The organism is Mesorhizobium sp. M0340, assembly GCF_040321535.1.
In the GTDB taxonomy this organism is placed as follows: domain Bacteria; phylum Pseudomonadota; class Alphaproteobacteria; order Rhizobiales; family Rhizobiaceae; genus Mesorhizobium.
The window spans coordinates 15,505-39,259 of record NZ_JAMYRR010000016.1 but is presented as its reverse complement, the minus strand read 5'-3'; the positions used below and the strand labels follow the sequence as shown (position 1 = coordinate 39,259).

General features: G+C 62.7%; 25 protein-coding genes. 11 read left to right on the top strand and 14 right to left on the bottom strand.

Going from position 1 to position 23,755, the window contains the following annotated elements; genetic code table 11:
* Positions 1–45 precede the first annotated feature (45 nt).
* Both mutY and NKI79_RS21995 read left to right on the top strand, forming a co-directional pair.
* Complete coding sequence (gene mutY, locus NKI79_RS22000; RefSeq protein WP_352804380.1) at positions 46–1,158, top strand: A/G-specific adenine glycosylase; 1,113 nt, start codon at positions 46–48, stop codon at positions 1,156–1,158.
* An 11-nt stretch (positions 1,159–1,169) separates the two neighbouring features.
* The gene (locus NKI79_RS21995) at positions 1,170–1,781 is read left to right on the top strand and encodes an HAD family hydrolase (RefSeq protein ID WP_352804377.1); all 612 of its coding nucleotides are present in this window, start codon (positions 1,170–1,172) and stop codon (positions 1,779–1,781) included.
* A 61-nt stretch (positions 1,782–1,842) separates the two neighbouring features.
* Here the strand turns inward: NKI79_RS21995 and NKI79_RS21990 are convergent, their stop codons facing one another.
* Positions 1,843–2,976, bottom strand: a complete 1,134-nt coding sequence (locus NKI79_RS21990; protein WP_352804374.1) for a site-specific DNA-methyltransferase — start codon at positions 2,974–2,976, stop codon at positions 1,843–1,845.
* A 180-nt stretch (positions 2,977–3,156) separates the two neighbouring features.
* On the opposite strand from NKI79_RS21990, the gene NKI79_RS21985 reads away from it, so the two are divergent.
* The gene (locus NKI79_RS21985) at positions 3,157–3,846 is read left to right on the top strand and encodes an HAD family hydrolase (RefSeq protein ID WP_254818468.1); all 690 of its coding nucleotides are present in this window, start codon (positions 3,157–3,159) and stop codon (positions 3,844–3,846) included.
* Between the two features lie 38 nt (positions 3,847–3,884).
* Here the strand turns inward: NKI79_RS21985 and NKI79_RS21980 are convergent, their stop codons facing one another.
* Positions 3,885–4,583 (bottom strand): hypothetical protein, encoded by a 699-nt coding sequence (locus NKI79_RS21980; protein ID WP_352804371.1) that lies wholly within the window; start codon positions 4,581–4,583, stop codon positions 3,885–3,887.
* 128 nt (positions 4,584–4,711) lie between these two features.
* Here NKI79_RS21980 and thrC point away from each other — a divergent pair, with 128 nt between their 5' ends.
* The 4 genes from thrC to NKI79_RS21960 are packed head-to-tail and all read left to right on the top strand — an operon-like array spanning position 4,712 to position 10,920.
* On the top strand, positions 4,712–6,109 hold the full coding sequence (gene thrC / locus NKI79_RS21975; RefSeq protein ID WP_352804368.1) for a threonine synthase: 1,398 nt from the start codon (positions 4,712–4,714) through the stop codon (positions 6,107–6,109).
* Positions 6,110–6,123: 14 nt separating this feature from the next.
* Positions 6,124–7,416 (top strand): M16 family metallopeptidase, encoded by a 1,293-nt coding sequence (locus NKI79_RS21970; protein ID WP_352476680.1) that lies wholly within the window; start codon positions 6,124–6,126, stop codon positions 7,414–7,416.
* Between the two features lie 15 nt (positions 7,417–7,431).
* Positions 7,432–8,028 carry a GNAT family N-acetyltransferase gene (locus NKI79_RS21965; protein ID WP_254818464.1) on the top strand — a complete coding sequence of 199 codons (597 nt, stop codon included), beginning with the start codon at positions 7,432–7,434 and terminating at the stop codon, positions 8,026–8,028.
* 3 nt (positions 8,029–8,031) lie between these two features.
* On the top strand, positions 8,032–10,920 hold the full coding sequence (locus tag NKI79_RS21960) for an EAL domain-containing protein (RefSeq protein WP_302895658.1): 2,889 nt from the start codon (positions 8,032–8,034) through the stop codon (positions 10,918–10,920).
* A 24-nt stretch (positions 10,921–10,944) separates the two neighbouring features.
* On the opposite strand, the gene NKI79_RS21955 is transcribed toward NKI79_RS21960, so the two are convergent.
* Positions 10,945–11,553: a YqgE/AlgH family protein gene (locus NKI79_RS21955; RefSeq protein ID WP_352777207.1), complete on the bottom strand. Its 609-nt coding sequence runs from the start codon at positions 11,551–11,553 to the stop codon at positions 10,945–10,947.
* A 147-nt stretch (positions 11,554–11,700) separates the two neighbouring features.
* Between NKI79_RS21955 and NKI79_RS21950 the strand changes: the two genes are divergently transcribed.
* The 3 genes from NKI79_RS21950 to NKI79_RS21940 all read left to right on the top strand — a co-directional run bounded on the left by NKI79_RS21950 (position 11,701) and on the right by NKI79_RS21940 (position 13,717).
* Positions 11,701–12,507, top strand: a complete 807-nt coding sequence (locus tag NKI79_RS21950) for a protein-disulfide reductase DsbD domain-containing protein (protein WP_352804363.1) — start codon at positions 11,701–11,703, stop codon at positions 12,505–12,507.
* An 81-nt stretch (positions 12,508–12,588) separates the two neighbouring features.
* Positions 12,589–13,089 carry a peroxiredoxin gene (locus tag NKI79_RS21945; protein WP_352688974.1) on the top strand — a complete coding sequence of 167 codons (501 nt, stop codon included), beginning with the start codon at positions 12,589–12,591 and terminating at the stop codon, positions 13,087–13,089.
* A 148-nt stretch (positions 13,090–13,237) separates the two neighbouring features.
* Positions 13,238–13,717: a DUF2938 domain-containing protein gene (locus tag NKI79_RS21940; RefSeq protein ID WP_352804360.1), complete on the top strand. Its 480-nt coding sequence runs from the start codon at positions 13,238–13,240 to the stop codon at positions 13,715–13,717.
* 18 nt (positions 13,718–13,735) lie between these two features.
* Here NKI79_RS21940 and rnhA read toward each other — a convergent pair whose 3' ends face one another.
* The 11 genes from rnhA to coxB form a co-directional block, all read right to left on the bottom strand.
* Positions 13,736–14,275 (bottom strand): ribonuclease HI, encoded by a 540-nt coding sequence (rnhA, locus tag NKI79_RS21935; protein ID WP_352804358.1) that lies wholly within the window; start codon positions 14,273–14,275, stop codon positions 13,736–13,738.
* Positions 14,272–15,234, bottom strand: coding sequence for a homoserine kinase (locus NKI79_RS21930; protein ID WP_352804355.1), 963 nt, complete (start codon positions 15,232–15,234; stop codon positions 14,272–14,274). The genes rnhA and NKI79_RS21930 overlap by 4 nt, the downstream gene beginning before the upstream one ends.
* Before the next feature lie 5 nt (positions 15,235–15,239).
* Positions 15,240–16,244 (bottom strand): 4-hydroxy-3-methylbut-2-enyl diphosphate reductase, encoded by a 1,005-nt coding sequence (gene ispH / locus NKI79_RS21925; protein WP_352804352.1) that lies wholly within the window; start codon positions 16,242–16,244, stop codon positions 15,240–15,242.
* A 107-nt stretch (positions 16,245–16,351) separates the two neighbouring features.
* Positions 16,352–17,107, bottom strand: a complete 756-nt coding sequence (locus tag NKI79_RS21920; RefSeq protein WP_352804349.1) for an SURF1 family protein — start codon at positions 17,105–17,107, stop codon at positions 16,352–16,354.
* Positions 17,104–17,490, bottom strand: coding sequence for a DUF983 domain-containing protein (locus NKI79_RS21915; RefSeq protein WP_352804346.1), 387 nt, complete (start codon positions 17,488–17,490; stop codon positions 17,104–17,106). The genes NKI79_RS21920 and NKI79_RS21915 overlap by 4 nt, the downstream gene beginning before the upstream one ends.
* 82 nt (positions 17,491–17,572) lie before the next feature.
* Positions 17,573–18,454 carry a cytochrome c oxidase subunit 3 gene (locus tag NKI79_RS21910; RefSeq protein ID WP_254818455.1) on the bottom strand — a complete coding sequence of 294 codons (882 nt, stop codon included), beginning with the start codon at positions 18,452–18,454 and terminating at the stop codon, positions 17,573–17,575.
* 1 nt (position 18,455) lies between these two features.
* Positions 18,456–19,088 (bottom strand): cytochrome c oxidase assembly protein, encoded by a 633-nt coding sequence (locus NKI79_RS21905; protein WP_352476673.1) that lies wholly within the window; start codon positions 19,086–19,088, stop codon positions 18,456–18,458.
* 7 nt (positions 19,089–19,095) lie between these two features.
* A complete protein-coding gene (locus tag NKI79_RS21900; protein ID WP_023674135.1) occupies positions 19,096–19,263 on the bottom strand; it encodes a cytochrome c oxidase system small membrane protein in 168 nt (55 codons plus the stop codon).
* Positions 19,260–20,204, bottom strand: coding sequence for a heme o synthase (locus tag NKI79_RS21895; protein WP_352476672.1), 945 nt, complete (start codon positions 20,202–20,204; stop codon positions 19,260–19,262). Before NKI79_RS21895 ends, NKI79_RS21900 begins: the two co-directional genes overlap by 4 nt.
* 76 nt (positions 20,205–20,280) lie before the next feature.
* Positions 20,281–21,933 carry a cytochrome c oxidase subunit I gene (gene ctaD, locus NKI79_RS21890; protein WP_023716920.1) on the bottom strand — a complete coding sequence of 551 codons (1,653 nt, stop codon included), beginning with the start codon at positions 21,931–21,933 and terminating at the stop codon, positions 20,281–20,283.
* 38 nt (positions 21,934–21,971) lie between these two features.
* Complete coding sequence (gene coxB / locus NKI79_RS21885) at positions 21,972–22,862, bottom strand: cytochrome c oxidase subunit II (protein ID WP_352804342.1); 891 nt, start codon at positions 22,860–22,862, stop codon at positions 21,972–21,974.
* A gap of 359 nt (positions 22,863–23,221) precedes the next feature.
* Between coxB and NKI79_RS21880 the strand changes: the two genes are divergently transcribed.
* Positions 23,222–23,746 (top strand): invasion associated locus B family protein, encoded by a 525-nt coding sequence (locus NKI79_RS21880; protein ID WP_254818452.1) that lies wholly within the window; start codon positions 23,222–23,224, stop codon positions 23,744–23,746.
* The last annotated feature ends 9 nt before the right edge of the window (positions 23,747–23,755 follow it).

Here is a 23,755-nt window from a genome sequence, read left to right as displayed (position 1 = left end):
GTTCTCCAGCTTCAGCATCAGTGGATTAGGGCCGACCCTCGATCAATGGCACTGCACGACCAGACCCGCAAGGCCGTATCCGGAGACAATGGCGAGATCGCGTTCCGGCTGCTTGGCTGGTACGACGCGCATCACCGCGAGCTGCCGTGGCGCGTTCCGCCGCGTGCGGTGGCAGGCGGCGCCCAGCCAGATCCCTATCTCGTCTGGCTTTCCGAGGTGATGCTGCAGCAAACCACGGTCGAGGCGGTAAAATCCTATTTCCGGGCTTTCGTGCAGAAATGGCCAACTGTCGAGGCACTGGCGGCGGCACCGACCGAAGACGTCATGAAGGCCTGGGCCGGGCTCGGCTATTATTCCCGCGCCCGTAACCTCAAAGCCTGCGCCGATCTCGTCGCGCGGCAAGGCGGCCGCTTTCCGGACAGCGAGTCCGGCTTGAGGGAACTGCCCGGCATCGGCGCCTATACGGCGGCGGCGATCGCGGCGATCGCCTTCGACCGACCAGCCGCGGTCGTCGACGGCAATGTCGAACGGGTCGTCTCACGGCTGTATTCGATCGCCACGCCTCTGGGCGACGCCAAGGGCGAGATACGCGGCCAGGTCGAACGCATGGTTCCCCCGACAAGGCCCGGCGACTTCGCGCAGGCGATGATGGACCTGGGCGCGACGATCTGCACGCCGCGCCGGCCCCGCTGCATGCTCTGCCCCGTCAGGCAGGATTGCAGCGCCACAATCTCGGGCGATCCCGAGCGCTTTCCGGTCCGCCTGCCCAAGGCCGAGAAACCCTTGCGCCGCGGCGCCGCCTTCGTCGCCGTCAGGAGCGACGGCGCCATCCTTTTGCGCAAGCGCGCGAATAAAGGCCTGCTGGGCGGCATGACCGAAGTGCCGACGACCGGCTGGACCGCGCGGATCGATGGCGCCACCACGGTGGCGGCAGCCCCGTTCCCCGGCGACTGGCAGCAGGCCGGACGCATCGGCCATATCTTTACCCATTTTGCGCTTGAACTCGACGTGTTCAAGGCGGAGACCGACAGCGTCGGCCCGGCCGGGCATTTCTGGTCGCTGGCCCATGAAATTTCCGGGGAGGCGCTGCCGAGCGTCATGAAAAAGGTAATCGAAGCGGCGATACCGGGCGCGACGAAAAAGCAGCGGCCGCATTGAAAGAGAGAAGAATGTCCGAAATCCGCCACATCGTTTTCGACATCGGCAAAGTGCTGATCCACTATGATCCGAACCTGCCCTTCAGCCGCTTGATCCCCGATCCCGACGAACGGAAATGGTTCTTCGAAAATGTCTGCACGCACGACTGGAACATCGAGCAGGACCGCGGCCGCAGCTGGGAAGAGGCCGAAGCGCTGGCAATCGCTCAGTATCCCGACCATGCCGAAAACATCCGCAATTTCCGCCGGCACTGGCACGAGATGGTGCCTCATGCCTATGAGGACAGCGTCGCCATCATGATCGGGCTGATCGAGAGCGGCCACGACGTGACGATGCTGACCAATTTCGCGGCCGATACGCTTGCCGAGGCCCGCGAGCGGTTCGATTTCCTCAATAGGCCGCGCGGCGTGACCGTGTCGGGCGACATCCGCCAGATCAAGCCGGATCGCGCCATCTACGATCACCACGTCGCCGCGTTCGGCCTCGATCCGGCAGCCACGCTGTTCATCGACGACAGCCAGAAGAATGTCGACGGCGCCAAGGCGGCCGGTTGGCAGGCTGTGCTGTTCACCGACGCCCAGACGCTCAAGGCGGACCTTGAGCGCCTTGGGATCAAAGTGTGATTTGAATCGCTTCCAGAGGTTGGGTGAGCCTTCACTAACCGATCTGTCGCAACTCGGAGCCTCAGGCCCCTGCCCGCTCCATGCCCAGGCGGGCAATGCGGCGAAGCTCGTCGATCGGTGTCAAACCGCCGCTGCGCTCATAATGCCAGAAGGTCCAGCCATTGCATGCGTCCAGCCCCTGCACGTGTGCGCCGATCTTGTGGATCGACCCGGCATTGTCGCCGATCGCCAGCGTCCCGTCGGCACGCACTTTTGCCGCCCAGCGCTTCTTGGCGTCGTAGAGCGTGGCGCCGGGCGCCACCAAGCCATTGTCGAGAAGCGTCACGAATGCGACGCGCGGCTCAGCCCGCTTGCCGGTCAGCACCGTCAAATTGGCGCTTTCCAGCGGCCGGACCGCATCGATACGTTCCATGGCGGCATCGATATAGGCCTGCTCACGCTCGATGCCGACGAAGTGGCGGCCAAGCCGCTTGGCCACAGCCCCGGTGGTACCTGAACCGAAGAAGGGGTCGAGCACGATGTCGCCTGGTCTGGTCGACGCCGTCATGACGCGGGCAAGCAACGCTTCCGGCTTCTGCGTCGGATGCAATTTGTCACCATTGTCGTTCTTCAGGCGCTCGCCGCCGGTGCAGATCGGAAACAGCCAGTCGGAACGCATCTGAATGTCGTCATTCGACGCCTTCAGCGCCTCGTAGTTGAATGTGTAACCCTTGCCCTTTTGGTCGCGCGATGCCCAGATCATCGTCTCATGCGCGTTCTGGAAACGGCGGCCACGGAAATTGGGCATTGGATTGGTCTTGCGCCAGACGACGTCGTTGAGGATCCAGAAGCCCAGGTCCTGCATCTTGGCGCCGACCCTGAAAATATTGTGGTAGGAGCCGATGACCCAGATCGTGCCGTTGGGCTTCAACACGCGGCGCGCCGCCAGCAGCCAGGCGCGGGTGAAGGCGTCGTAGGCCTCAAAACTGTCGAACTGGTCCCAATGGTCGTCGACGGCATCGACCTTGGATTGGTCGGGCCGGTGCAGATCGCCATCGAGCTGTAGATTGTAAGGCGGATCGGCAAAGATCACGTCGATCGACTTTTCCGGCAGCCGTTCGAGCGCGGCGACGCAGTCGCCCTTCAGGATCGTATCCAGCCACTCGGATTGCTGGGGAGCATCGGAAAGGTCGTCGAGAAGACGCACGGCAGACATTGTGACACCCAAGGCACGCGTTACTGTTTACTGTCCGTTATGGTTACCGATCAGCGTAAATATTCAGTGAAGCAGCACGCCGAATTTGCGAAGCCCGGCCTGTTGGTGTATGCCGCGCCGCCTGAGCCGTTTTGACCAAAGGCCCTCTCGGCATTCCCTCATCCCGCTTCCCGGATCACCATGCCCCAGCCAGATCTTGTCATCTTCGATTGCGACGGCGTGCTCGTCGATTCCGAAATCATCGCCGCGCGTATCGATGCCGAGCTTTTGACCTCGGCTGGCTACGAGATATCGGCCGAGGAGATTTCCGAGGTCTATGCCGGGCTGACTTTCAAGGACATCATGATGCGGGTCGAGGAAAAGTCCCGGATCCCGTTCCAGGCCTCGCTGATCGACAAGGAGGAACAGCTTGTCGATCGCAGGCTGCGTAGCGACGTGCGTGCCATCGACGGAGCGCACGAAGCTGTCGCCGCGGTAGCAGTGCCGCGCTGCGTCTGTTCGAATTCGCGTTCTGAGCGGATCGAATTCATGCTGGAGAAGGTGCAGCTTTTGCCGTTCTTTGCCGGCCGGATCTTTTCCTCGCTGGAAACCCCGACCGGGAAAACCAAGCCGGCGCCGGACGTGTTTCGGTTCGCCGCGGAAAAGCTCAAGGCCGATCCGGCGAACACCTTTGTCATCGAGGATTCGGTGCATGGCGTCACCGGCGCCAAGACGGCGGGAATGCGCGTCATCGGCTTTACCGGCGCGGCGCACAGCTATCCCGGCCACGCCGATGCGCTGACCGAGGCCGGCGCGGAAACGGTCATCCGCCGCTGGGCGGAACTGAAAAGCGTGATCGCCGCGCTGTCGGAATGGTCGGCGGACGCGTGAGAGGCCGCCTCCAGCCGCCGTAGCGCGAATGCAGCGGCTTAGTTGGTCGCGGCGGCTTTCTTCTTCCTCGGCTTGTCTGTCGCTACTTTCGGAGCGCCCTCGTCATACCCGGCATATGCCTGGTAGTCCTTCGCCGTCGGCTCCGGAACGACGACGTTGGAATCGGTGAAGACGAACTGCGTGGCACTCGAAGGATCGGTAACCTGGACCTGATAGGAGTGAAGCTGCGAATAGAGAACTTCGGTGCCGTGCATCACCGCGATGCGGATCGGCATGGTGATGGTCCCGGGGGTGAACATCGGGCCAGGCACGACCTTGCCGGCGACGGCTATCTTCATCGACAAGGAGCCGTTGGCGCGGCTGCAGTCGCGGGTCACATCGGTGATCGAAGCCTGATAGATGATCTTGGCGGAATCGTCCGGCTGATCGACGCCAGCCGCGTCCGTTGCCGGCTGGGCGGCTTCCTCGGCGGCAACATCGATTTTTTTCTTCGGCTTCGGACCGCTCTTGGCGTAGGTATTGAAGAAAGCGGTGCCGTCACGCAACGTCACTTTCGGGCAATAGGCCTGCAGCTGGCTGGAAAGCACCTTGGGATCGGGTGGCGGTGGCGGCGTCGTGTCCTTCTTGCCGAAGCCGAGAATACCATTGTCGCTCGATTGGCAGCCTGCGGCGGCAAGCATAAAGCCGGCGAGACCCAGACCCGCGACAAAACGACCGTTGAATGAATGAAACGCCATGAACTGCACTTCCCTCTCGCAAAGCCGGTGACGTATATCAACCGCGCGGCAAAAATGCGACTGAGCCCGCGCAGAAATCCACCACCTCGCGGCGGGCCAAAATTCCCGGCAGCAATGGAAACGTAACGATGCAATATGTGAGTACCCGCGGGGAAGCGCCCGCGCTTGGATTTTCCGACGCCGTGCTGGCCGGACTGGCGCGCGACGGAGGGCTCTACCTGCCGAGCGCCTGGCCGCATTTTTCCGCAGCCGAGATCCGCGCCATGCGCGGCCTTGCCTATCCCGATCTTGCCATCCGGGTGCTGTCGCCGTTCCTCGGCGGCGAGATCGCGGCGCCGGTGTTCGAACGGCTGGTGCGCGAAGCCTATGCGAGCTTCCGCCATGAGGCCGTCTGCCCGCTGGTGCAGACCGGGCCGAACAGCTTCGTGCTCGAGCTCTTCCACGGCCCGACGCTCGCGTTCAAGGACGTGGCGATGCAGCTTCTTGCGCGGCTGATGGACCATGTGCTGGCCGAGCGCGACCAGCGCGCCACCATTGTCGGCGCCACCTCCGGCGACACCGGAGGGGCCGCCATCGATGCCTTTGCCGGGCGCAACCGCACCGACATCTTCGTGCTTTTCCCGCATGGCCGCGTCTCGCCGGTACAGCAGCGGCAGATGACGACCTCGACCGCCGCAAACGTCCATGCGTTGGCGATCGAAGGTAATTTCGACGACTGCCAGGGCCTGGTGAAGGACATGTTCAACGACCACGGTTTTCGCGACCGGGTATCGCTGTCGGGCGTCAATTCGATCAACTGGGCCCGCATCATGGCCCAGATCGTCTATTATTTCTCCTCCGCGCTGTCGCTCGGCGCGCCCGACAGACCGGTTTCCTTCACCGTGCCGACCGGCAATTTCGGCGACATCTTTGCCGGCTATGCCGCCAAGAAGATGGGGCTGCCGATCGAACGGCTGATCATCGCCACCAACGACAACGATATTCTGGCGCGCACGCTGGCGACAGGCGAATACCGCATGAAGGGGGTTTTTTCGACCACGTCGCCCTCGATGGACATCCAGGTATCTTCGAACTTCGAACGCTTGCTGTTCGAAGCGTCCGGCCGCGATGCCTCGACCATGCGGCGCTACATGAACGGGCTCAAGCAGTCCGGCGCCTTCACCATCGAGGCTGGCGAAATCGCCAAGATCCGCTCCGAATTCGACGCCGGCCGCGCCACCATGGACGAGGTCGCCGCCACCATCCGCACGACACTAGCGGCGAGCGGCTATCTGCTCGACCCGCATACGGCCGCGGCCGTGCATGTGGCCGCCGGCAAGGCTGCGGGTGAGGTGCCGATGGTGGTGCTGGGCACTGCGCACCCGGCAAAGTTTCCCGTCGCCGTCGAAGCCGCCAGCGGCGTGTCGCCTGCCCTGCCTGCATCGCTAGGCGGGTTGATGAGCGCCGAGGAAAAATACACGGTACTTCCATCCGACCTGAAAATGGTGGAAGATTATCTCGGCCGCCACACGCGGGCGGCGCGTTAGGGAGTAATTGCCATATGGGTGTTGAGGTAAGCCGTCTGTCGAACGGCCTGACAGTCGCCACCGAAACCCTTCCAAGCCTCGAATCTGTTGCCCTTGGCGCCTGGGTCAAGTCGGGCGCACGCAACGAGCGTGACGAAGAGCACGGAATGGCGCACTTGCTCGAGCACATGGCTTTCAAGGGCACCAGGCGGCGAAGCGCCTTCGAGATCGCCTCGGAAATCGAGGACGTCGGCGGCGAGATCAATGCCGCCACCAGCGTCGAGACGACCTCCTATTACGCAAGGGTTCTGAGCGACGACGTGCCGCTGGCCGTCGATATTCTTTCCGACATCCTGCAGGACTCCGAATTCGATCCGCAGGAGTTGGAGCGAGAGCAGCATGTGATTCTGCAGGAGATCGGCGCCGCGCACGATACGCCCGACGACGTCGTTTTCGATCACTTTACCGAGACCGCCTTTCGCCACCAGACTATCGGCCGCTCGATTCTCGGCACACCGGAAACCGTCAAATCCTTCACTTCGAAGCAGTTGCACGACTTCATCGAGCGACAGTACGGCGCCGAGAACATGGTGATGGTGGCGGCCGGCGATATCAAGCACGACGATTTCGTGCGGGAGGTCGAAAAGCGTCTCGGCAGCTTCCGCGGCAAGGCCGACGGCACCATCCCGCAATATGCGCAGTATGTCGGCGGCGATTTTCGCGAGGACCGCGACCTGATGGACGCCCAGATCGTGCTGGGTTTCGAGGGCCGCGCCTATCACGTCCGCGATTTCTATGCCTCCCAGGTCCTGTCGATGATCCTCGGCGGCGGCATGTCGTCGCGACTTTTCCAGGAAGTCCGCGAAAAACGCGGCCTGTGCTATTCGGTCTATGCCTTCCATTGGGGTTTTTCCGACACCGGCGTCTTCGGGGTCCATGCCGCGACCGGACAAAGCGATATTGCCGAGCTGGTGCCTGTGATCATCGACGAGCTGCAAAAGGCCGGCGAAAACATCCTGCAGGAGGAGCTCGACCGGGCGCGTGCGCAATACCGCGCCGGGCTGATCATGTCGGCCGAGAGCCCGGCCAGCCGCGCCTCGCAGATCGCCAGGCAGTTGCTTCTGTTCGGCAGGCCGATCGCCAAGGAAGAGCTGATGGAGCGCCTGTCGGCGTTGACTGTCGAGCGGCTGACGGATCTGTCGTCCCGGCTTTTTTCGACCAAGCCGACGCTTACAGCTGTCGGGCCGGTGGGTACGCTCGCGCCCTATGAGGCGATCCTCGATTCGCTTTCGGGCACGCAGACCACCGCCCGTAAGCTTGCCGTCTAAGCCCATTCGAGCATCGTGTTCGCGCTCCCTTTCTTTCGCCGCGACCTGCCGGCACTGAAGGGCGAGCTGGTCACGCTGCGCGTGCCGCTGACCAACGACTATCGCGAGTGGTCGGTGCTGCGCAGTGAAAGCCGCGCCTTCCTCGAGCCGTGGGAGCCGCGATGGACGCCTGACGAGCTCGACCGCACGGCGTGGCGGCACCGTATCGGCCGCTACCGCGAGGACTACGCGCAGGGGACGGCGATCGCCTTCTTCATCTTCGAGAAAAGCAGCGGCAAGCTGGCCGGCGGTATCACCCTCGGCAATATCCGCCACGGGGTCGCCCAAAGCGGCCATATCGGCTATTGGATCGGCGAGCGGTTCAGCGGACGCGGCCTGATGACCGATGCCGTCAAGGTGGTGACGCGTTTCGCCTTCGAAACGCTGCGGTTGCACCGGATCGAAGCTGCCTGTATCCCCGATAATGCCCGGTCGATCCGCGTGCTTGAAAAAGCCGGATTCCGGCGCGAAGGACTGCTACGATCCTATCTCAGGATCAACGGCATCTGGCAGGATCATTACCTATACGCCCGAATCGCGGACGATCCGCCGGGCGTTGGAACAAAGGACTGATTTTTGACGAATTTTCTGCGCAACGGGTCGCTGCTTGCCTTTATGCTGGCGGCAATCGTCACGCTCTGCGCGGCATCGTCAGCGTTTGCGGTCGAACCGATCAAGATCGCCCGCGACGACGTGGCGCTCGACCTTTCGGGCGCCGTCGCAATCTACCGCAACCAAGGCGAGAATTTCCAGGTCTCGACGGCACCCGGCCCGGACGGCATCGTGCGGCGCATCGAGGTCGAGGCCAATGACGCGCGCTCGACCGGCGACTGGGCGGTGTTCGCGCTCGCTAACACCACCGACCAGCAGCTCGACAGGCTGATTGTCGCACCGCATTTCCGGCTGGTGAATTCCGGCCTGTTTTGGCCGGATCTCGGCTCGACCCGTATCGCTGCAATCACGCCGAGCGAAGGCTTTGCGCTCGACCGCCAGACCAGCCCCGACGCCGACGTGTTCCGGGTGACGTTGAACCCCGGAACGGTGATCACCTTCATCGCCGAGCTCGCCTCGCCCAAGCTGCCGCAGGTCTATCTGTGGGATCCTGAATCCTACAAGGACTCGGTCAATTCCTACACGCTGTTTCGTGGCATCGTCATCGGCATCGCCGGCCTGCTGGCGCTGTTCCTGACCATTCTTTTCGTCGTCAAGGGGACCTCGATGTTCCCGGCGACGGCGGCCCTTGCCTGGGCGGTGCTTGCGTATATCTGCGTCGATTTCGGCTTTCTTAACAAGATCATAGAAATATCCCCGGGCAACGAGCAGATGTGGCGCGCCGGAACGGAGGTGGCGCTTGCGGCGACCTTCGTGGTGTTCCTGTTTGCCTATCTCAACCTCAACCGGTGGCACGGCCATTTCAGCTACGGCGCGCTGGTCTGGATTCTCGGGCTGGTGCTGATCGCCGGCGTCGCCATCATCGATCCGGCGGTTGCCGCCGGCATTGCCAGGCTGTCCTTCGCCGCCACCGCACTGACCGGGCTCGGCTTGATCATCTTCCTCGGTATCCGCGGTTACGACCGCGCCATCATGCTCGTGCCCAGTTGGGTGATGGTTCTGCTGTGGCTATGCGGATCGTGGATGGCGATCACCGGCATGCTGGACAACGATATCGCCCAGCCGGCGCTGGGCGGCGGGCTGATCCTCATCATCCTGCTGATCGGCTTCACGGTGATGCAGCACGCTTTTGCTGGCGGCGCCCTGCATCAGGGCCTGTTCTCCGATCTCGAGCGGCAGGCGCTGGCGGTTGCTGGATCGGGCGATACTGTGTGGGACTGGGACGTGCTGCGCGACCGCGTCGTCACTCGTCCCGACGTCAGCATTCAGCTTGGCCTTGCCCCCAACAGTCTCGGCGGCCCCGCCCGCAACTGGCTGCCGGTGCTGCATGCCGACGACCGCGACACGTTTCGCACGACGCTCGACGTGGTGCTCGAGCACCGGCGTGGCCGGGTGTCGCAAAATTTCCGTCTGCGCGGCGCCGACGGGCACTATCACTGGTTTGCGCTGCGCGCCCGGCCGGTGATCGGCTCGGACGGCGAGGTCATCCGCTGCGTCGGCACCATGGTCGACGTGACGGAGCAGAAGAAGTCCGAGGAACGGCTGCTGCACGACGCCGTGCACGACAATCTGACCGGCTTGCCCAACCGCGAGCTGTTCATGAACCGGCTGGAGGCGATCATTTCGATCGCCCGCACCGAAGAGAAGGTGCGCCCGACCGTCTTCGTCATCGACATCGATCGCTTCAAGCAGGTCAATGACGGGCTCGGCATCTCGGCCGGCGATACCATCCTTTTGACCATAGCGCGGCGGCTGCACCGGCTGCTCAAGCCGAAGGATTCGCTGTCGCGCTTTGCCGGCGACCAGTTCGCGCTGATGCTTTTGTCGGAGCAGGATCCGGCTCGCATCGCGGCCATCGCCGATGCCATCAAGCACGCCATCAACAACCCGATCACCTTCGCCAAGCGCGAGATCGTGCTGACCGCCTCGATCGGGCTGATCACCTGGACGTCCACGCAGACCTCGGCCGAGGACATGGTCAAGGATGCCGAGCTTGCCATGCATCAAGCCAAGCGCTTCGGCGGCGACAGAATCGAGCCGTTCCGGCCCGCCTTCCGCACCGTCGGCACCGACCGGCTGCAGTTCGAGTCCGACCTGCGCCGCGCCATCGAGCGACGCGAATTCACGCTCGCCTATCAGCCGATCGTGCGGCTGGAGGACGGCAGCGTTGCCGGCTTCGAAGCGTTGCTGCGCTGGGACCATCCGCGGCGCGGCATGATCCCGCCGGCGGATTTCATTCCGGTTGCCGAAAACTGCGGCCTGATCGTGCAGCTTGGGCTGTTCGCCATGCAGCAGGCTGCCGAAGACCTGGCCGGATGGCAAAAGCAGATCGGCGATGCGCCGCTGTCGGTCTCGGTCAATCTGTCCAGCCGCCAGCTCATCCGCCGCGACCTGGTCAGCGACGTCCGCTCGGTGATCGCGCGAGCCAACCTGAAACCGCGCTGCTTCCGGCTCGAACTCACCGAATCGCTGGTGATGGACAATCCCGAGCAGACTGCCCATGTGCTGACCAAGCTGAAGCAGCTTGGCATCGGCCTGTCGCTGGACGATTTCGGCACCGGCTACTCATCGCTGGCCTATCTGACGCGCTTTCCGTTCGACACCATCAAGATCGACAAGAGCTTCGTCGACGACGCGACGCCGAAACGCGCGGTGCTGCTCAAGTCCATGGTCAACATGGCACATGAGCTCGGCCTGTCGGTCGTTGCCGAAGGCATTTCGGACGAGAGCGATGCGCTGGAGCTGCGGCAGATGGGCTGCGAATACGTGCAGAGCTTCATGTTCGGCGCGCCGATGCCCGGCGACCAGGTGCTGAAGACGCTGAAGGAACAGTATCCGCTCACTCAAGCGTGACAAGTTTCGGGGACGTGATGAGGCTCAGGCGTGACCGGCAGCCAGGCTGAGATGCGCGAGATCGATGCCGATCGAGGCAAGGATCCGGTCGTATTTGCGGTCGATGTCGGCGTCGAACAGAAGCTCGGCACTTGCCGGGCAAGTCAGCCATCCATTCTCGGCGATCTCGTTTTCAAGCTGGCCCGCACCCCAGCCGGCATAGCCGAGCGCCATCAGCGCCCGCCGGGGTCCGCGGCCGGAGGAGATGGCGCGCAAAATGTCGACGGTCGCGGTCAGGCAGACGTCATCGGACACGGCGAGCGAGGATTCCACCCGGTAGTCGCCCGAATGCAGGACGAAGCCGCGGCTGCGATCCACCGGTCCGCCATTGCGCACGACGAAGTCGCGCGCCGGCGCCGGCAGACGGATCGCCTCCATCTCATTCATGATGCCAAGTTGCACGAGCAGGTCCGGAAACAGCATCTGCTGCGTCTGGTTGATGATCAGCCCCATCGCGCCTTCGTCGCTGTGCGCGCAAATGTAGATGACAGAGCGCGTGAAGCGGTCGTCCTTCATGCCGGGCATGGCGATCAGGAACTGGTCGTCGAGAAAGCCGGGTCCTGCGGCCGTCCTTTTATGGCGCAACAAATCCATGGCCACAGCGTAACGCGTTTCCGAAGCCTCGAAAAGATGGGCGGCGCTCGATTTGATCAGGCTCGTAAATCGAAGGTCACGCAAATATGATGCCGGCTGCGTCATGAAATCATTGTGCGGCCATCAACGGACGATCAAATCACCGTCATGCAAAGCTTGAAAATCCTGCTGCTTGGTGTGGCCATTGGATCGGCGACCGGCCTCCCGGCCTCAGCCTCCTCGTCGGCCTGGTACAACAGCGAAGGCGGCAGGGTGAGGCTGGTGACGAGCGGCAAAGCCGACCAGGCCGGACGTCTCCAGGGCGTCCTCGACATCGCGCTGAAGCCCGGCTGGAAAACCTATTGGCGCGATCCGGGCGATGCGGGCGTGCCGCCACAGATCGACGTCTCGGCCAGCACCAACATTGCCGACGCGACTCTTTTGTTTCCGCCGCCGCAGCGCCATGACGACGGCTATGGCAAATGGGCCGGCTACGACCACCCGGTTTCGTTGCCGGTGACGTTCACGCTTGCCACGCCCGGCCAGCCGGCGGTCATCGATGCTGACATTTTCCTCGGCATCTGCGAAACCATTTGCATCCCGGTGCAAACAAGGCTGACCGTCGATCCCGGCGCCGATCCGGACAACGCCGAGGATGCGGCACTGGTCAAGGCAGGCCTTGCCACCCTGCCCGCCACGGCAACGCCCGATTTCGGGATAAACGTACTGCCGGGCGACCACGAAACGCTGATTGTCGAAGCGAGCTTTCCGGGCAGCCCCGAGGGCGCCGACTTCTTCGTTGCCGGCGAACGCGACTACATGTTCGGTGCCCCGGCACGCAGCGAAAAGGATGGCAAGCTGATCTTTACTGTGCCGATCCTCGACAGGCCGTCGACAACGCCAACCGATGGCGGCCTGCACTACACGCTGACAAGTGCCGCAGGCGCGGTCGAAGGCCTGCTGCCATTCCCGTGATGCCAACGTCTGGACGGTTGCCGGGCGCGCCTTAATTCGCTATCGCAAGGACACTCCCTTCCATTCCAAACGAGGACCATCATGACGATCTCCGTTGGCGACAAACTGCCCGATGCGACCTTCAAGACAATGACCGCCGACGGTGCAAAGCCGATCACGACGGGCGAGATCTTCTCAGGAAAGACGGTCGTGCTGTTTGGCGTTCCAGGCGCTTTCACGCCGACCTGCAGCAACAATCATCTGCCCGGCTACCTGGACAATTACGACGCCATCCTGGCGCGCGGCGTCGACACTATCGCCGTTGTCTCGGTCAACGATGTTCACGTCATGGGGGCTTGGGCCCGCTTCAGCGGCGGTGAAGGCAAAATCCTTTATCTTGCCGATGGCAATGGCGATTTCGCCAAATCGGTCGGCCTCGACGCCGACCTCTCCAGCGGCGGCATGGGGCTGCGCTCGAAGCGTTTTTCGATGATCGTCGAGGACGGCAAGGTCACCGCACTCAACGTCGAGACAAAGCCCGGCGTCGACGAATCCGGTGCGGCTCACATTCTCGGACAGCTTTCCGTCCTGGCGACAGCTTAGGCCTGGGACGGCGGCGGGGCGCCTTCGAGCGCTCAACGTCCAAAGGACGCTGACTTTTGCATCGGCGCATGATCCTTCCGAAAGCCGACCCGGTTTTCGGGGCCATGTGTCGGCCCTTCGGGACTGCTTGCTTTTGGGGACCTCGATTATGTCTGACATCTTGTGGCGCAGCGTCGCGATCGGCATCGGCGCAACCGCGCTTATGGATGTCTGGGCGATTTTCCTGAACAAGGCCTTTGCCCAACCGCGCCCGAACTGGGGGCTGGTCGGCCGCTGGGTCTGGCATCTCAGGGAGGGCAAGGTCTTCCATGATGACATTGGCGAGGCCTCGCCCCACCCACATGAATCAGTACTTGGCTGGGCCTTTCATTATGCTGTCGGTATCGTCTACGGCATCATACTGGTCGTGCTGGCCGGGACGGCCTGGCTCACCGCGCCGACCTTCCTGCCGGCCTTTATCCTCGGCATCGTCACCGTCGGCGCCGGGTGGTTTCTGCTGGCGCCCGGCATGGGCGCCGGCTGGGCCGCTTCGAAGCGGCCCAATCCGATGCAGGTCCGCGCCCTCAATCTTGTGTCGCATACGGTGTTTGCCATCGGACTGTTCGGCACCGCCCTTCTGATCCGCTGACACGCCAGTTCAACCGGATCAATAACTCTGGGTCGAGCGCCGAACCTTCTTGGTCGCCGATTGCCTGGACTGGGTGCCTTCCTTCGGCGGCACGGACGCGAGCACGGGTTTCGCCGACTTCGTCTTGAATGGCGCCATGCCGAGCCGCGCCAATTCGTCGGCGCGCTCGTTCTCAGGATGGCCGGCATGGCCCTTGACCCAATGCCAGGTGACCTGGTGGCGGTTGCGCGCCGCGTCGAGCTGCTGCCACAGCTCGGCATTCTTCACCGGCTGCCGGGCGGCGGTCTTCCAGCCGTTGCGCTTCCAGCCATCGATCCAGCCGAAAATGCCGTCCTTGACGTAGTTGCTGTCGGTATAAAGGTCGACGACGCAAGGCTCCTTGAGCGCATTGAGCGCCGAGATCGCCGCCAACAACTCCATGCGGTTGTTGGTGGTCAGAGCCTCGCCACCATGGAGCTCCTTGATGGCGCCGTTGAAGCGCAGGATTGCGCCCCAGCCGCCAGGCCCGGGATTGCCCGAACAGGCACCATCGGTGAAGATTTCAACGTGCTTGGTCATGTCAGTCCATATTCGGAAGGAGAGTTGATCGCCCGGTGGAAGCGCATCCGGCGGATATACTCGGTCGGGTCGCGTTTCATCACCAGCCCGCCGTCCGGAACCGTCAGCCAGTCGTAGAGCCGGGTCAGCATGAAGCGCAGCGCCGAGCCGCGCGCCAGCATCGGCAGCGCAGCTTTCTCGTCACTGCTCAACGGCCGCACGCTTTGGTAGCCGGCAAGCAGCGCCGTACCCTTGGTCAGATTGAAGGAAAAATCCTTCTCGAAGCACCAGGCGTTCAGGCACGTGGCAACGTCATAGGCGTAGAGGTCGTTGCAGGCGAAATAGAAGTCGATCAGCCCGGACAGTTTCTCGCCGAGGAAGAACACATTGTCCGGGAAAAGATCGGCATGGATGATGCCTTGCGGCAGACCGTTCGGCCAGTTCCGCTCGAAATCGGCGAAATCGGCATCGACCTCGGCCGCCAGTCCCGGCTCGACCTCGTCGGCGCGGGCGCGGGCGGCATTCCACAGCTTGCGCCAGCCATCGATGGCAAGCGCGTTGGGGCGGGTCATCGGAAAATCCGCGCCGGCGAGATGCAGTGCCGCCAGCGCCTTGCCGACCTCGCCGCAATGCGCAGCCGTCGGCCGCCGCAGCGACAGGCCTTCGAGAAAGGTGATGATGACCGCCGGCCGGCCGGCAAGTGTTCCAATGACACCGCCATCATGTGCGGTGACCGGGAGCGGGCACGAAATGCCCTTTCTGGCGAGGTGGGCCATAAGGCCGAGAAAGAACGGCAGGTCAGCCTTGTCGACGCGCTTCTCGTAAAGCGTCAGGATGTAGGAGCCGGTGCTGGTGTGCAGCAGAAAATTCGAGTTTTCCGTGCCTTCGGCGATGCCCTTGTAGGACAGGAGGTCGCCGACCGGATAGTTCCTGAGGAATGCGCCGAGCTCGCCCTCGTTGACGTCGGTGTAGACCGCCATCGTTGTTACGCGGCCCCGTTGACGAAGGCCATGTCGGCGGCCGTCAGTTCGACATCGCGCAACACCCGCATCACCGGAAAGTCCTCCGTCTCCGTCGCCGTCACGGCCAGCTCGATGGTCACGTCGAAGCGCTGCCTGAACGCATCGACGATCTCGTCGACGATGATCTCCGGCGCCGAGGCGCCCGCCGACAGGCCGAGCGTCGAAATGCCGGCAATCTCATTCCACGGAATTTCGGAGGCGCGCTGCACGAGAAGCGACATCGAGGCGCCGGCGCGCTCGGCCACTTCGACCAGGCGCCGCGAGTTGGAGGAGTTAGGTGCGCCGACAACCAGGAAGAGATCGGCACCGGCCGCTGTTTCCTTGACCGCTTCCTGGCGATTGGTAGTGGCATAACAGATCGATTCCGCCGCCGGCGCGTGCAGCTCGGGAAAACGCTGCTGCAGGGCGCGAATGATACCAGCAGTGTCCTCGACCGACAGCGTCGTCTGGGTCACGAAGCCGAGCGCCTGCGGGTCTGCAGGCACGAAGCCTGCGGCGTCGGCTTCGGTCTCGATCAGAGTGACCGCGCCATCCGGCAACTGGCCCATTGTGCCGATTACCTCGGGATGCCCGGCATGGCCGATCAAAAGCACGTGGCGGCCAAGCCGCTGATGGCGCATTGCCTGCTTGTGGACTTTCGAGACCAGCGGGCAAGTCGCGTCGAGATAGAAGAGGTTGCGCGACTGGGCGTCGGCCGGCACCGATTTCGGCACGCCATGCGCCGAAAAGACGACCGGGCTCTGGCGATGCTCGGGCGGGATCTCGGAGAGCTCCTCGATGAACACCGCGCCGAGGCTTTGCAGCCCTTCGACGACGTAGCGGTTGTGCACGATCTCGTGGCGGACATAGACCGGCGCGCCGTATTTCTTCAGCGCCAGCACGACGATCTGGATGGCACGGTCGACGCCGGCACAGAAACCGCGCGGCTGGCAAAGCCGGATGGTCAGCGGTGGCTTTGTGTGAAGCATGATTGCATCTTACGCTGATTGTAGGCCGGTTGATCGGACAATGACTTCTGAGCTCTAGGCGCGAAATGAGGTGCGCGCCCCTGCCCTGTCAAGGGTAGTGGCGGCGATCATTGGTCTTTCGCCGGGCGGCGGAGCCAGGAGATAAGGACACCGGCAAGGGCGGCGGCAAGGCCGTACCAGGTTATCGCATATTGCAGATGGCTGTTCGGCAGGTCGATGACGGTGACGCCGCCGACCGGCAGCCCGCCGGGGTTGGGCGTGGCGTTCGCATCGATGAAGATCGGCACCAGCGCCGCACCTGCCGGCAGGCCGGCGCTCGAGGCCATCGCATCACGATCCTTCCAGTAGAAGATGTTCTTCTGCGGATCATTGTCGGGAAGCATCATCGAGGGCCTGGCCGGCAGCGGGTTGCGGGCGAGCCCCGTCACCGTCAGTTCGCCCGTTACCTGCCCCTGCGGCCGCTTGGCTGGGTCCTTGAAATCGTAAGGCACGAAGCCGCGGTTGGTCAGTACGAAGCGGCCATCGTCGAGTTGCAGCGGCGTGAAGACATCGAAACCGGACTGGCCTTCCCAGGTGGCGAGGAAATGCCGCTCGCCTTGATGCAGGAAAGTGCCGGTCACCGTTACCGGCGTGTAGTCCACGTCGCCGGTGGCAGCAAACCGCTTTTCGACCTCGGCCAATGGCACGGGCGCCGAATGCGTGCGCTGGTCTATCGTCTGGAGAAGGCCCTCTTTCCAGTGCAGTCGCTGAACCTGCCAGGTGCCGAGCGCCAGCAGGATCAAAAACACGATGATACCCAGGCCGAGCGCCAATGCGCGCTTGGGCCGCGACCGGCCGGCCACCAAACCTGATGCCTCGCTCATTCGCCGCGGTCCAGCCGGCCCTCGGCCGCCTTGTTGCGGTATTGCAGCGTCAGCAGCACGCCCTTGATCAGCCGGAGCGCCGCCAGGCAAAGCACCAGCGTCAGCGGAATCCACAGCAGCAGATGTAGCCAGAGCGGCGGATTGAGCGTCACCTCCGTCCACAACGCCAGGCCGACGACGATGAAGCCGATGATCAGGATAACGAACACCGCCGGCCCGTCGCCGGCATCGGCGAAGGAATAATCGAGGCCGCAATTGGTGCAGCGATTGCCGACCGTGAGGAATCCAGAAAACAGCTTGCCCTCGCCGCAGCGCGGGCAGCGGCCACGCAGGCCGGCCGAGACCGGATCGATTGGTGGCCAGATCGCCTTGTCGTCGCTCATCGGATCATCCTAGGAGCATTTGCCGCAAAAGATAAGGCGGCCACGTCGCCGCAGCCGCCTTGTCGATTTCCTCAGGTCGATCTCAATGAGGTTCGATCATCGCGCCGTTCGATGCCCAGACGTAGATCGAGGCAAACAGGAACAGCCACACCACGTCGACGAAGTGCCAGTACCAGGCGGCGGCCTCGAAGCCGAAATGCTGCTTGGGCGTGAAGTCGCCCTTCATGGCGCGGATCAGGCAGACCAACAGGAAGATCGTGCCGATGATGACGTGGAAGCCGTGGAAGCCGGTCGCCATGAAGAAGGTGGCGCCGTAGATCGAATCCCTGAAGCCGAACGGCGCGTGCATGTACTCGTAGGCCTGCACCATGGTGAACAGCATGCCGAGGCCGACGGTCAGCACCAAGCCATTGATCAGGCCTTTGCGGTCGCCGTGGATGAGCGAGTGATGCGCCCATGTCACCGTGGTGCCCGACAGGAGCAGGATGACGGTGTTGTAGAGCGGCAGATGGAAGGGGTCGAGAACTTCGATGCCCTTGGGCGGCCAGACGCCGCCGGTGAAGGCGGTGCGGGCGTATTGATGGACCTCGCCCGGAAACAGGCTGGCGTCGAAGAAGGCCCAGAACCAGGCGACGAAGAACATCACCTCGGAGGCAATGAACATGATCATGCCGTAGCGCAGATGCAGCGACACGACGCGGGTGTGGCGACCCTCATGCGCCTCCTTGATGGTGTCAGACCACCAGGCGAACATCGTGTAGATGACGATCAAAAGGCCAATGAAGAACAGCCACGGATTGGCAATGTTGAAACCGAAGATCGGGAAATCGCCGCCCTTGAGATACTGCATGTAACAGACGCCGCCGATCGCGGTCACCAGTGCCCCGACGGAGCCCAGGAAAGGCCACGGGCTCGGGTCGACGAGATGATAGTCATGCTGTGGTTTTGCGTGTGCGTCTGCCATATCAACCCCCGAGGCTTGCTTCGGTATCTGAAATCTTGTTGCGGCGGCCGTCGGCCGGCACCGATGATGCGACCGGCTTGGTCTTGTCGACCGGGAACATCGTGTAGGACAGGGTAATCGTCCTCAAATCCTTCAATTCCGGCGCGTTGACGATGTCGGGATCGACATAGAACACGACCGGCATGTCCAGTGTCTCGCCCGGCTTCAGCGTCGTGTCGGTGAAGCAGAAACACTCGACCTTGTTGAAGTAAGGCCCAGCCAGTTCCGGCTGCACGTTGAAGGTGGCGCGTCCGGTGATGGGCCGGCTGAATTTGTTCGTCGCGCTGAAATGCGCCTCGGCGGTCTCGCCGATCTTGATGGTGATCGAGCGGTCGACCGGCTGGAATTGCCAGGGAACGCCGGCGGTGTTGGCATCAAAGCGGATGGTGATGTCGCGGTCGAGCACCCGATCGGCATATTGCTGGGTCGCCCGTTTGACGGTGCCGCCGTAACCTGTCGCCTGGCAGAACATCGCATAGAGCGGCACTGCAGCGTAGGCCATGCCGATCATGCCGCCGAAGAACGCGATGCAGACGGCAGCGACGACGCGGTTCGTATTCTTCTTCGTAGGATCGGTGACTGTTTGCCTGGTCATCGTCAGCTCACATCGAGCCAGGGAAACTGTGGCCAAATTTCACGATGGTCGCGACGTAGAATATGACGACCAGCGCCGCCAGCGCGAAACCGATTGCGGCCGAGCGATTGCGGCGCGCCTTCTGCTGACGTTCGGTCAGCGTGACCAGTTCAAGCTTCTTTTCGGCCATGCTCATGCTCCGCCGATGGTCAGCGCGCGCGCGACGACGCAATCACCAAGGTAGGTGGCGAAGATGGCGAAGAGATAAAGCAGCGAATAGCCGAACAAGGCCTTGGCCGGCTTCATCGCCCTGTCGTCATCGGCCATTTGCAGCACCTTCCACGCATACCAGACGAAGCCGGCGCCGAGCAGCAATGCAACGATGCCATAGGCCGGCGTGGTGAAGCCAAGAACCCATGGCAACACGCCAACCGGCGCGAGGACCAGCGCATAGGCAAAGATCTGGCGCCTGGTCGCGGGATGGCCGGCGACATTCGGCATCATCGGAATGCCTGCCTTGGCGTAGTCCTCCGACTTGAACAGCGCGAGCGCCCAGAAATGCGGTGGCGTCCACAGGAAGATGATCAGGAACAGCACCAAGCTTTCGAGGCTGACCGATCCGGTTACCGCCGCCCAGCCGATGACCGGCGGAATGGCGCCGGCAGCACCGCCGATGACGATGTTCTGCGGCGTCCAGCGCTTCAGCCACATCGTATAGATGACAGCATAGAAAAAGATGGTGAAGGCCAGAAGCGATGCGGCCAACCAGTTAACCAGCACGCCGAGCGTCATCACCGACAGAACCGACAGCACCAGCCCGAAACTCAATGCCTCGCCTGGCCGGATGCGGCCGGCCGGCACGGGACGGCCGGCGGTGCGCGTCATCACCGCATCGATGTCTGCGTCGTACCACATGTTGAGCGCACCGGACGCGCCAGCACCAATGGCAATAGCCAGGATCGCGATCACCGCCAGCAGCGGATTGATGGTCACCGGAGCGGCGACCATGCCGACAAACGCGGTGAACACCACCAGCGACATGACGCGCGGCTTCAGCAGGGCGAAGAAATCGCCCGCCGTCGCTTCCGACATACGGAAGCCTGGCTCGTCAATCAGTCTGTCTTCGGCAAGGGCCATGCGTACTTAAAGTCCATCATTCCGTTGGCCAAAACCGCCGGTCGGCCGGCGGTTCCGTATTAAAGGAGGCAACCGCCTACTTGATCTTCGGCAACTGTTCCCACTGGTGGAACGGCGGCGGCGAAGGCAGCTGCCATTCCAGCGTGGTCGCACCCTCGCCCCAAGGATTGGCGCCGGCGACCCGCTTCTTCTGGAATGCCTCGAAGACGCCGAACAGGAAGATGACGACGCCGACAGCCGAGATGTACGAGCCGTAGGACGACACCATATTCCAGCCGGCGAAGGCATCCGGATAGTCGATATAGCGACGCGGCATACCGGAAAGGCCGAGGAAGTGCTGCGGGAAAAAGACCAGGTTGACGCCGACGAAAGTGACCCAGAAGTGGGTGTTGGCGATCACCGGCGAATACATGTAGCCGGTCATTTTCGGGAACCAGTAGTACCAGCCGGCGAAGATGGCGAAGACCGCGCCCAGCGACAGCACGTAGTGGAAGTGCGCGACCACGAAATAGGTGTCGTGCAGCGGGCGGTCGAGGCCGGCATTGGCCAGCTGCACGCCGGTGACGCCGCCAACAGTGAACAGGAAGATGAAGCCGATCGCCCACAGCATCGGCGTCTTGAGCGAAATCGACCCGCCCCACATGGTGGCGATCCACGAGAAGATCTTCACACCCGTCGGCACCGCGATGACCATGGTGGCAAAGACGAAATAGCGCTGGGTGTCGAGTGACAGGCCCGTCGTGTACATGTGGTGGGCCCAGACGATGAAGCCCACCGCGCCGATGGCAACCATCGCATAGGCCATGCCGAGATAGCCGAACACCGGCTTCCTCGAAAAGGTCGAGATGATGTGGCTGATGATGCCGAAACCCGGGAGGATCAGAATGTAGACCTCCGGATGGCCGAAGAACCAGAACAGGTGCTGGAACAGGATCGGATCGCCGCCGCCGTCCGGGGCGAAGAAGGTGGTGCCGAAATTGCGGTCGGTCAACAGCATGGTGATGCCGCCGGCCAACACTGGAAGCGACAGAAGCAGCAGGAAGGCGGTGATCAACACCGACCAGGCGAACAGCGGCATCTTGTGCATGGTCATGCCGGGCGCGCGCATGTTGAAGATAGTGGTGATGAAGTTGATGGCGCCAAGAATCGAGGAGGCGCCGGCGATGTGGATTGAAAGGATCGCCAGGTCCATGGCCGGTCCGGGCTGGCCCGATGTCGATAGAGGCGGATAAAGCGTCCAGCCGCCGCCGACGCCGTAGGCGCCGGGCGCGCTCGGGACGAAGGCCGAGATAATCAGCAGGATGAAAGCCGGCGGCAGCAGCCAGAACGAGACGTTGTTCATGCGCGGGAAGGCCATGTCCGGCGCGCCGATCATGATCGGCACCATCCAGTTGGCAAAACCGCCTATCAGCGCCGGCATCACCATGAAGAAGATCATGATCAGCGCATGCGCGGTGGTGAAAGCATTGTACATGCTCTTGCCGCCGTCGATGGCGGCGTCACCATTCATGCCGTAGACCATCTGCGCCAGGCCAGTGAATATCTGGATGCCCGGCTCCTGCAATTCCATGCGCATGACGACCGACAAGGCGCCACCGATGCAGCCCGCCATGATCGCGAAGATCAGATAAAGCGTGCCAATGTCCTTGTGGTTGGTCGAATACACCCACCGGACCCAGCCATGATACGGCTTGTGGTCGTGGTCGTCGTGAGCTGCAGCGTCTGCCATGATCGGCTCCGTTCCCTGAATCTTTTCTGGTCGCGGCATCAATTGCCGGCGGCCGCTACCTTGTTCGTGCCATCGACCTCGGCCATCAGCGCCTTGTTGGCGCCGGGAAGGTCGGTCTTGGCTGCCGCCAGCCAGGTCTTGTATTGCGCATCGGAGACGACGCGAATAGCGATCGGCATGAAGGCGTGGTCCTTGCCGCAGAGTTCCGAACACTGGCCATAATAGAGGCCTTCCTTGTCTGCCTTGAACCACACCTCGTTGATGCGGCCCGGCACTGCATCGGTCTTGATGCCGAAGGACGGCATGGCAAACGCGTGAATGACGTCGGTCGCCGTCACCAGCACCCGGGTCATGGTGTTGACCGGCACCACCATCTCATTGTCGACGGCGAGCAAGCGCGGATACGCGGCGCGATCTTCCTTGCCGGCAGCAGCCCTGTCGGCATCCTGAAGGATCGCGGAATTGAAGGAAAGCGTATTGTCGACCTGATATTCGTAGTCCCAGTTCCACTGATTGCCGGTCGCCTTGACGGTCAGCTTGGCTTCTTCCGGCGGCGTGTACTGCGCGGTCAGCAACTGGAACGAGGGAATGGCGAGACAGAGCAGGATGACGACGGGACCGACAGTCCAGATGACCTCGATCAGCGTGTTGTGGCTGGTGCGCGACGGGGTCGGGTTGACGCTCGCCCGGAACCGCAAGATGCAGTAGGCGATCAGGAAAAGCACCAAGGCGGTGATCACAATGATGAACGCGAACGAGTAGTTCCCGAACCACTCGATCTGCCTCATAATGTCGGTCGCCGCAGGCTGAAAACTGGTTTCCCAAGGCTGGGGCTGGGCTGCACGAGCCGATGCAGCGGCAAACAACGTGGCGGCGGCACTAGCTACGATTTTGGCGGTTGCCAGGAATTTTCTCATCGCCCTCGTCATCTCCCAGTTCCTCGCGATCGGACCGCAAGAATGTCGAACAATGCCGGGACGGGAATCCCGGACAATTCAAGGCTGGTTCAAACCATACTCTATTTGCCTCCGCAAGAAAGGAGCGCCGGAACCCGTGCGGCATTTTTGCGCGCAAGCGCGGCGCTGGCTTCGTGCGGTGACGGCTCGCCGCGAATCACCAGAGCGGCATCCGAGTAGAATGAGCCGCGCGGCGCGCGGAACCGTCGCAATTAGGGCGAAATTGGCACGGAAAAGCGCATTGTCGCCTGTGTCGGGGCAGATCGCCGGGGTCTCGTCCTTTACTTGGGTTTAGTGCGGCTTAAAGTGCCGTGATTCGCAATGGAGCCGTCATGAATCCTTGGCTTTCGAGAACCTTGGCGAAGGTCATCCTTGTTGCCGCCGCAATAGCCTTGCCCGGCGCCGGCCTGGCCAATGCCGCGCAGCCAAGCGGCACGGTGAAGTCGACGCATGGGGCGTGGTCGATCATCTGTGATACGCCGGCCGGTGCTACGTCCGAACAATGCGTGATGATGCAGAACGTCGTCGCCGAGGACCGCCCGGAAATGGGTCTTTCCGTCGTCGTGCTGCGTACAGCCGACAACAAGGCCGAAATCCTTCGCGTGCTGGCGCCGCTCGGCGTGCTGTTGCCCAACGGGCTCGGCCTCAATGTCGACGGCAAGGATATCGGCCGCGCCTATTTCGTGCGCTGTTTCCAGGACGGCTGCTACGCCGAGGTCATCCTGGAAAAGCCGCTGCTCGACACGCTGAAGACCGGTACGTCCGCCACCTTCATCGTCTTCCAGACACCGGAAGAGGGCATCGGCATTCCGGTCGACCTCAAGGGTTTCGCCGACGGCTTTGCCGCCCTGCCTTGAGGCTGCACG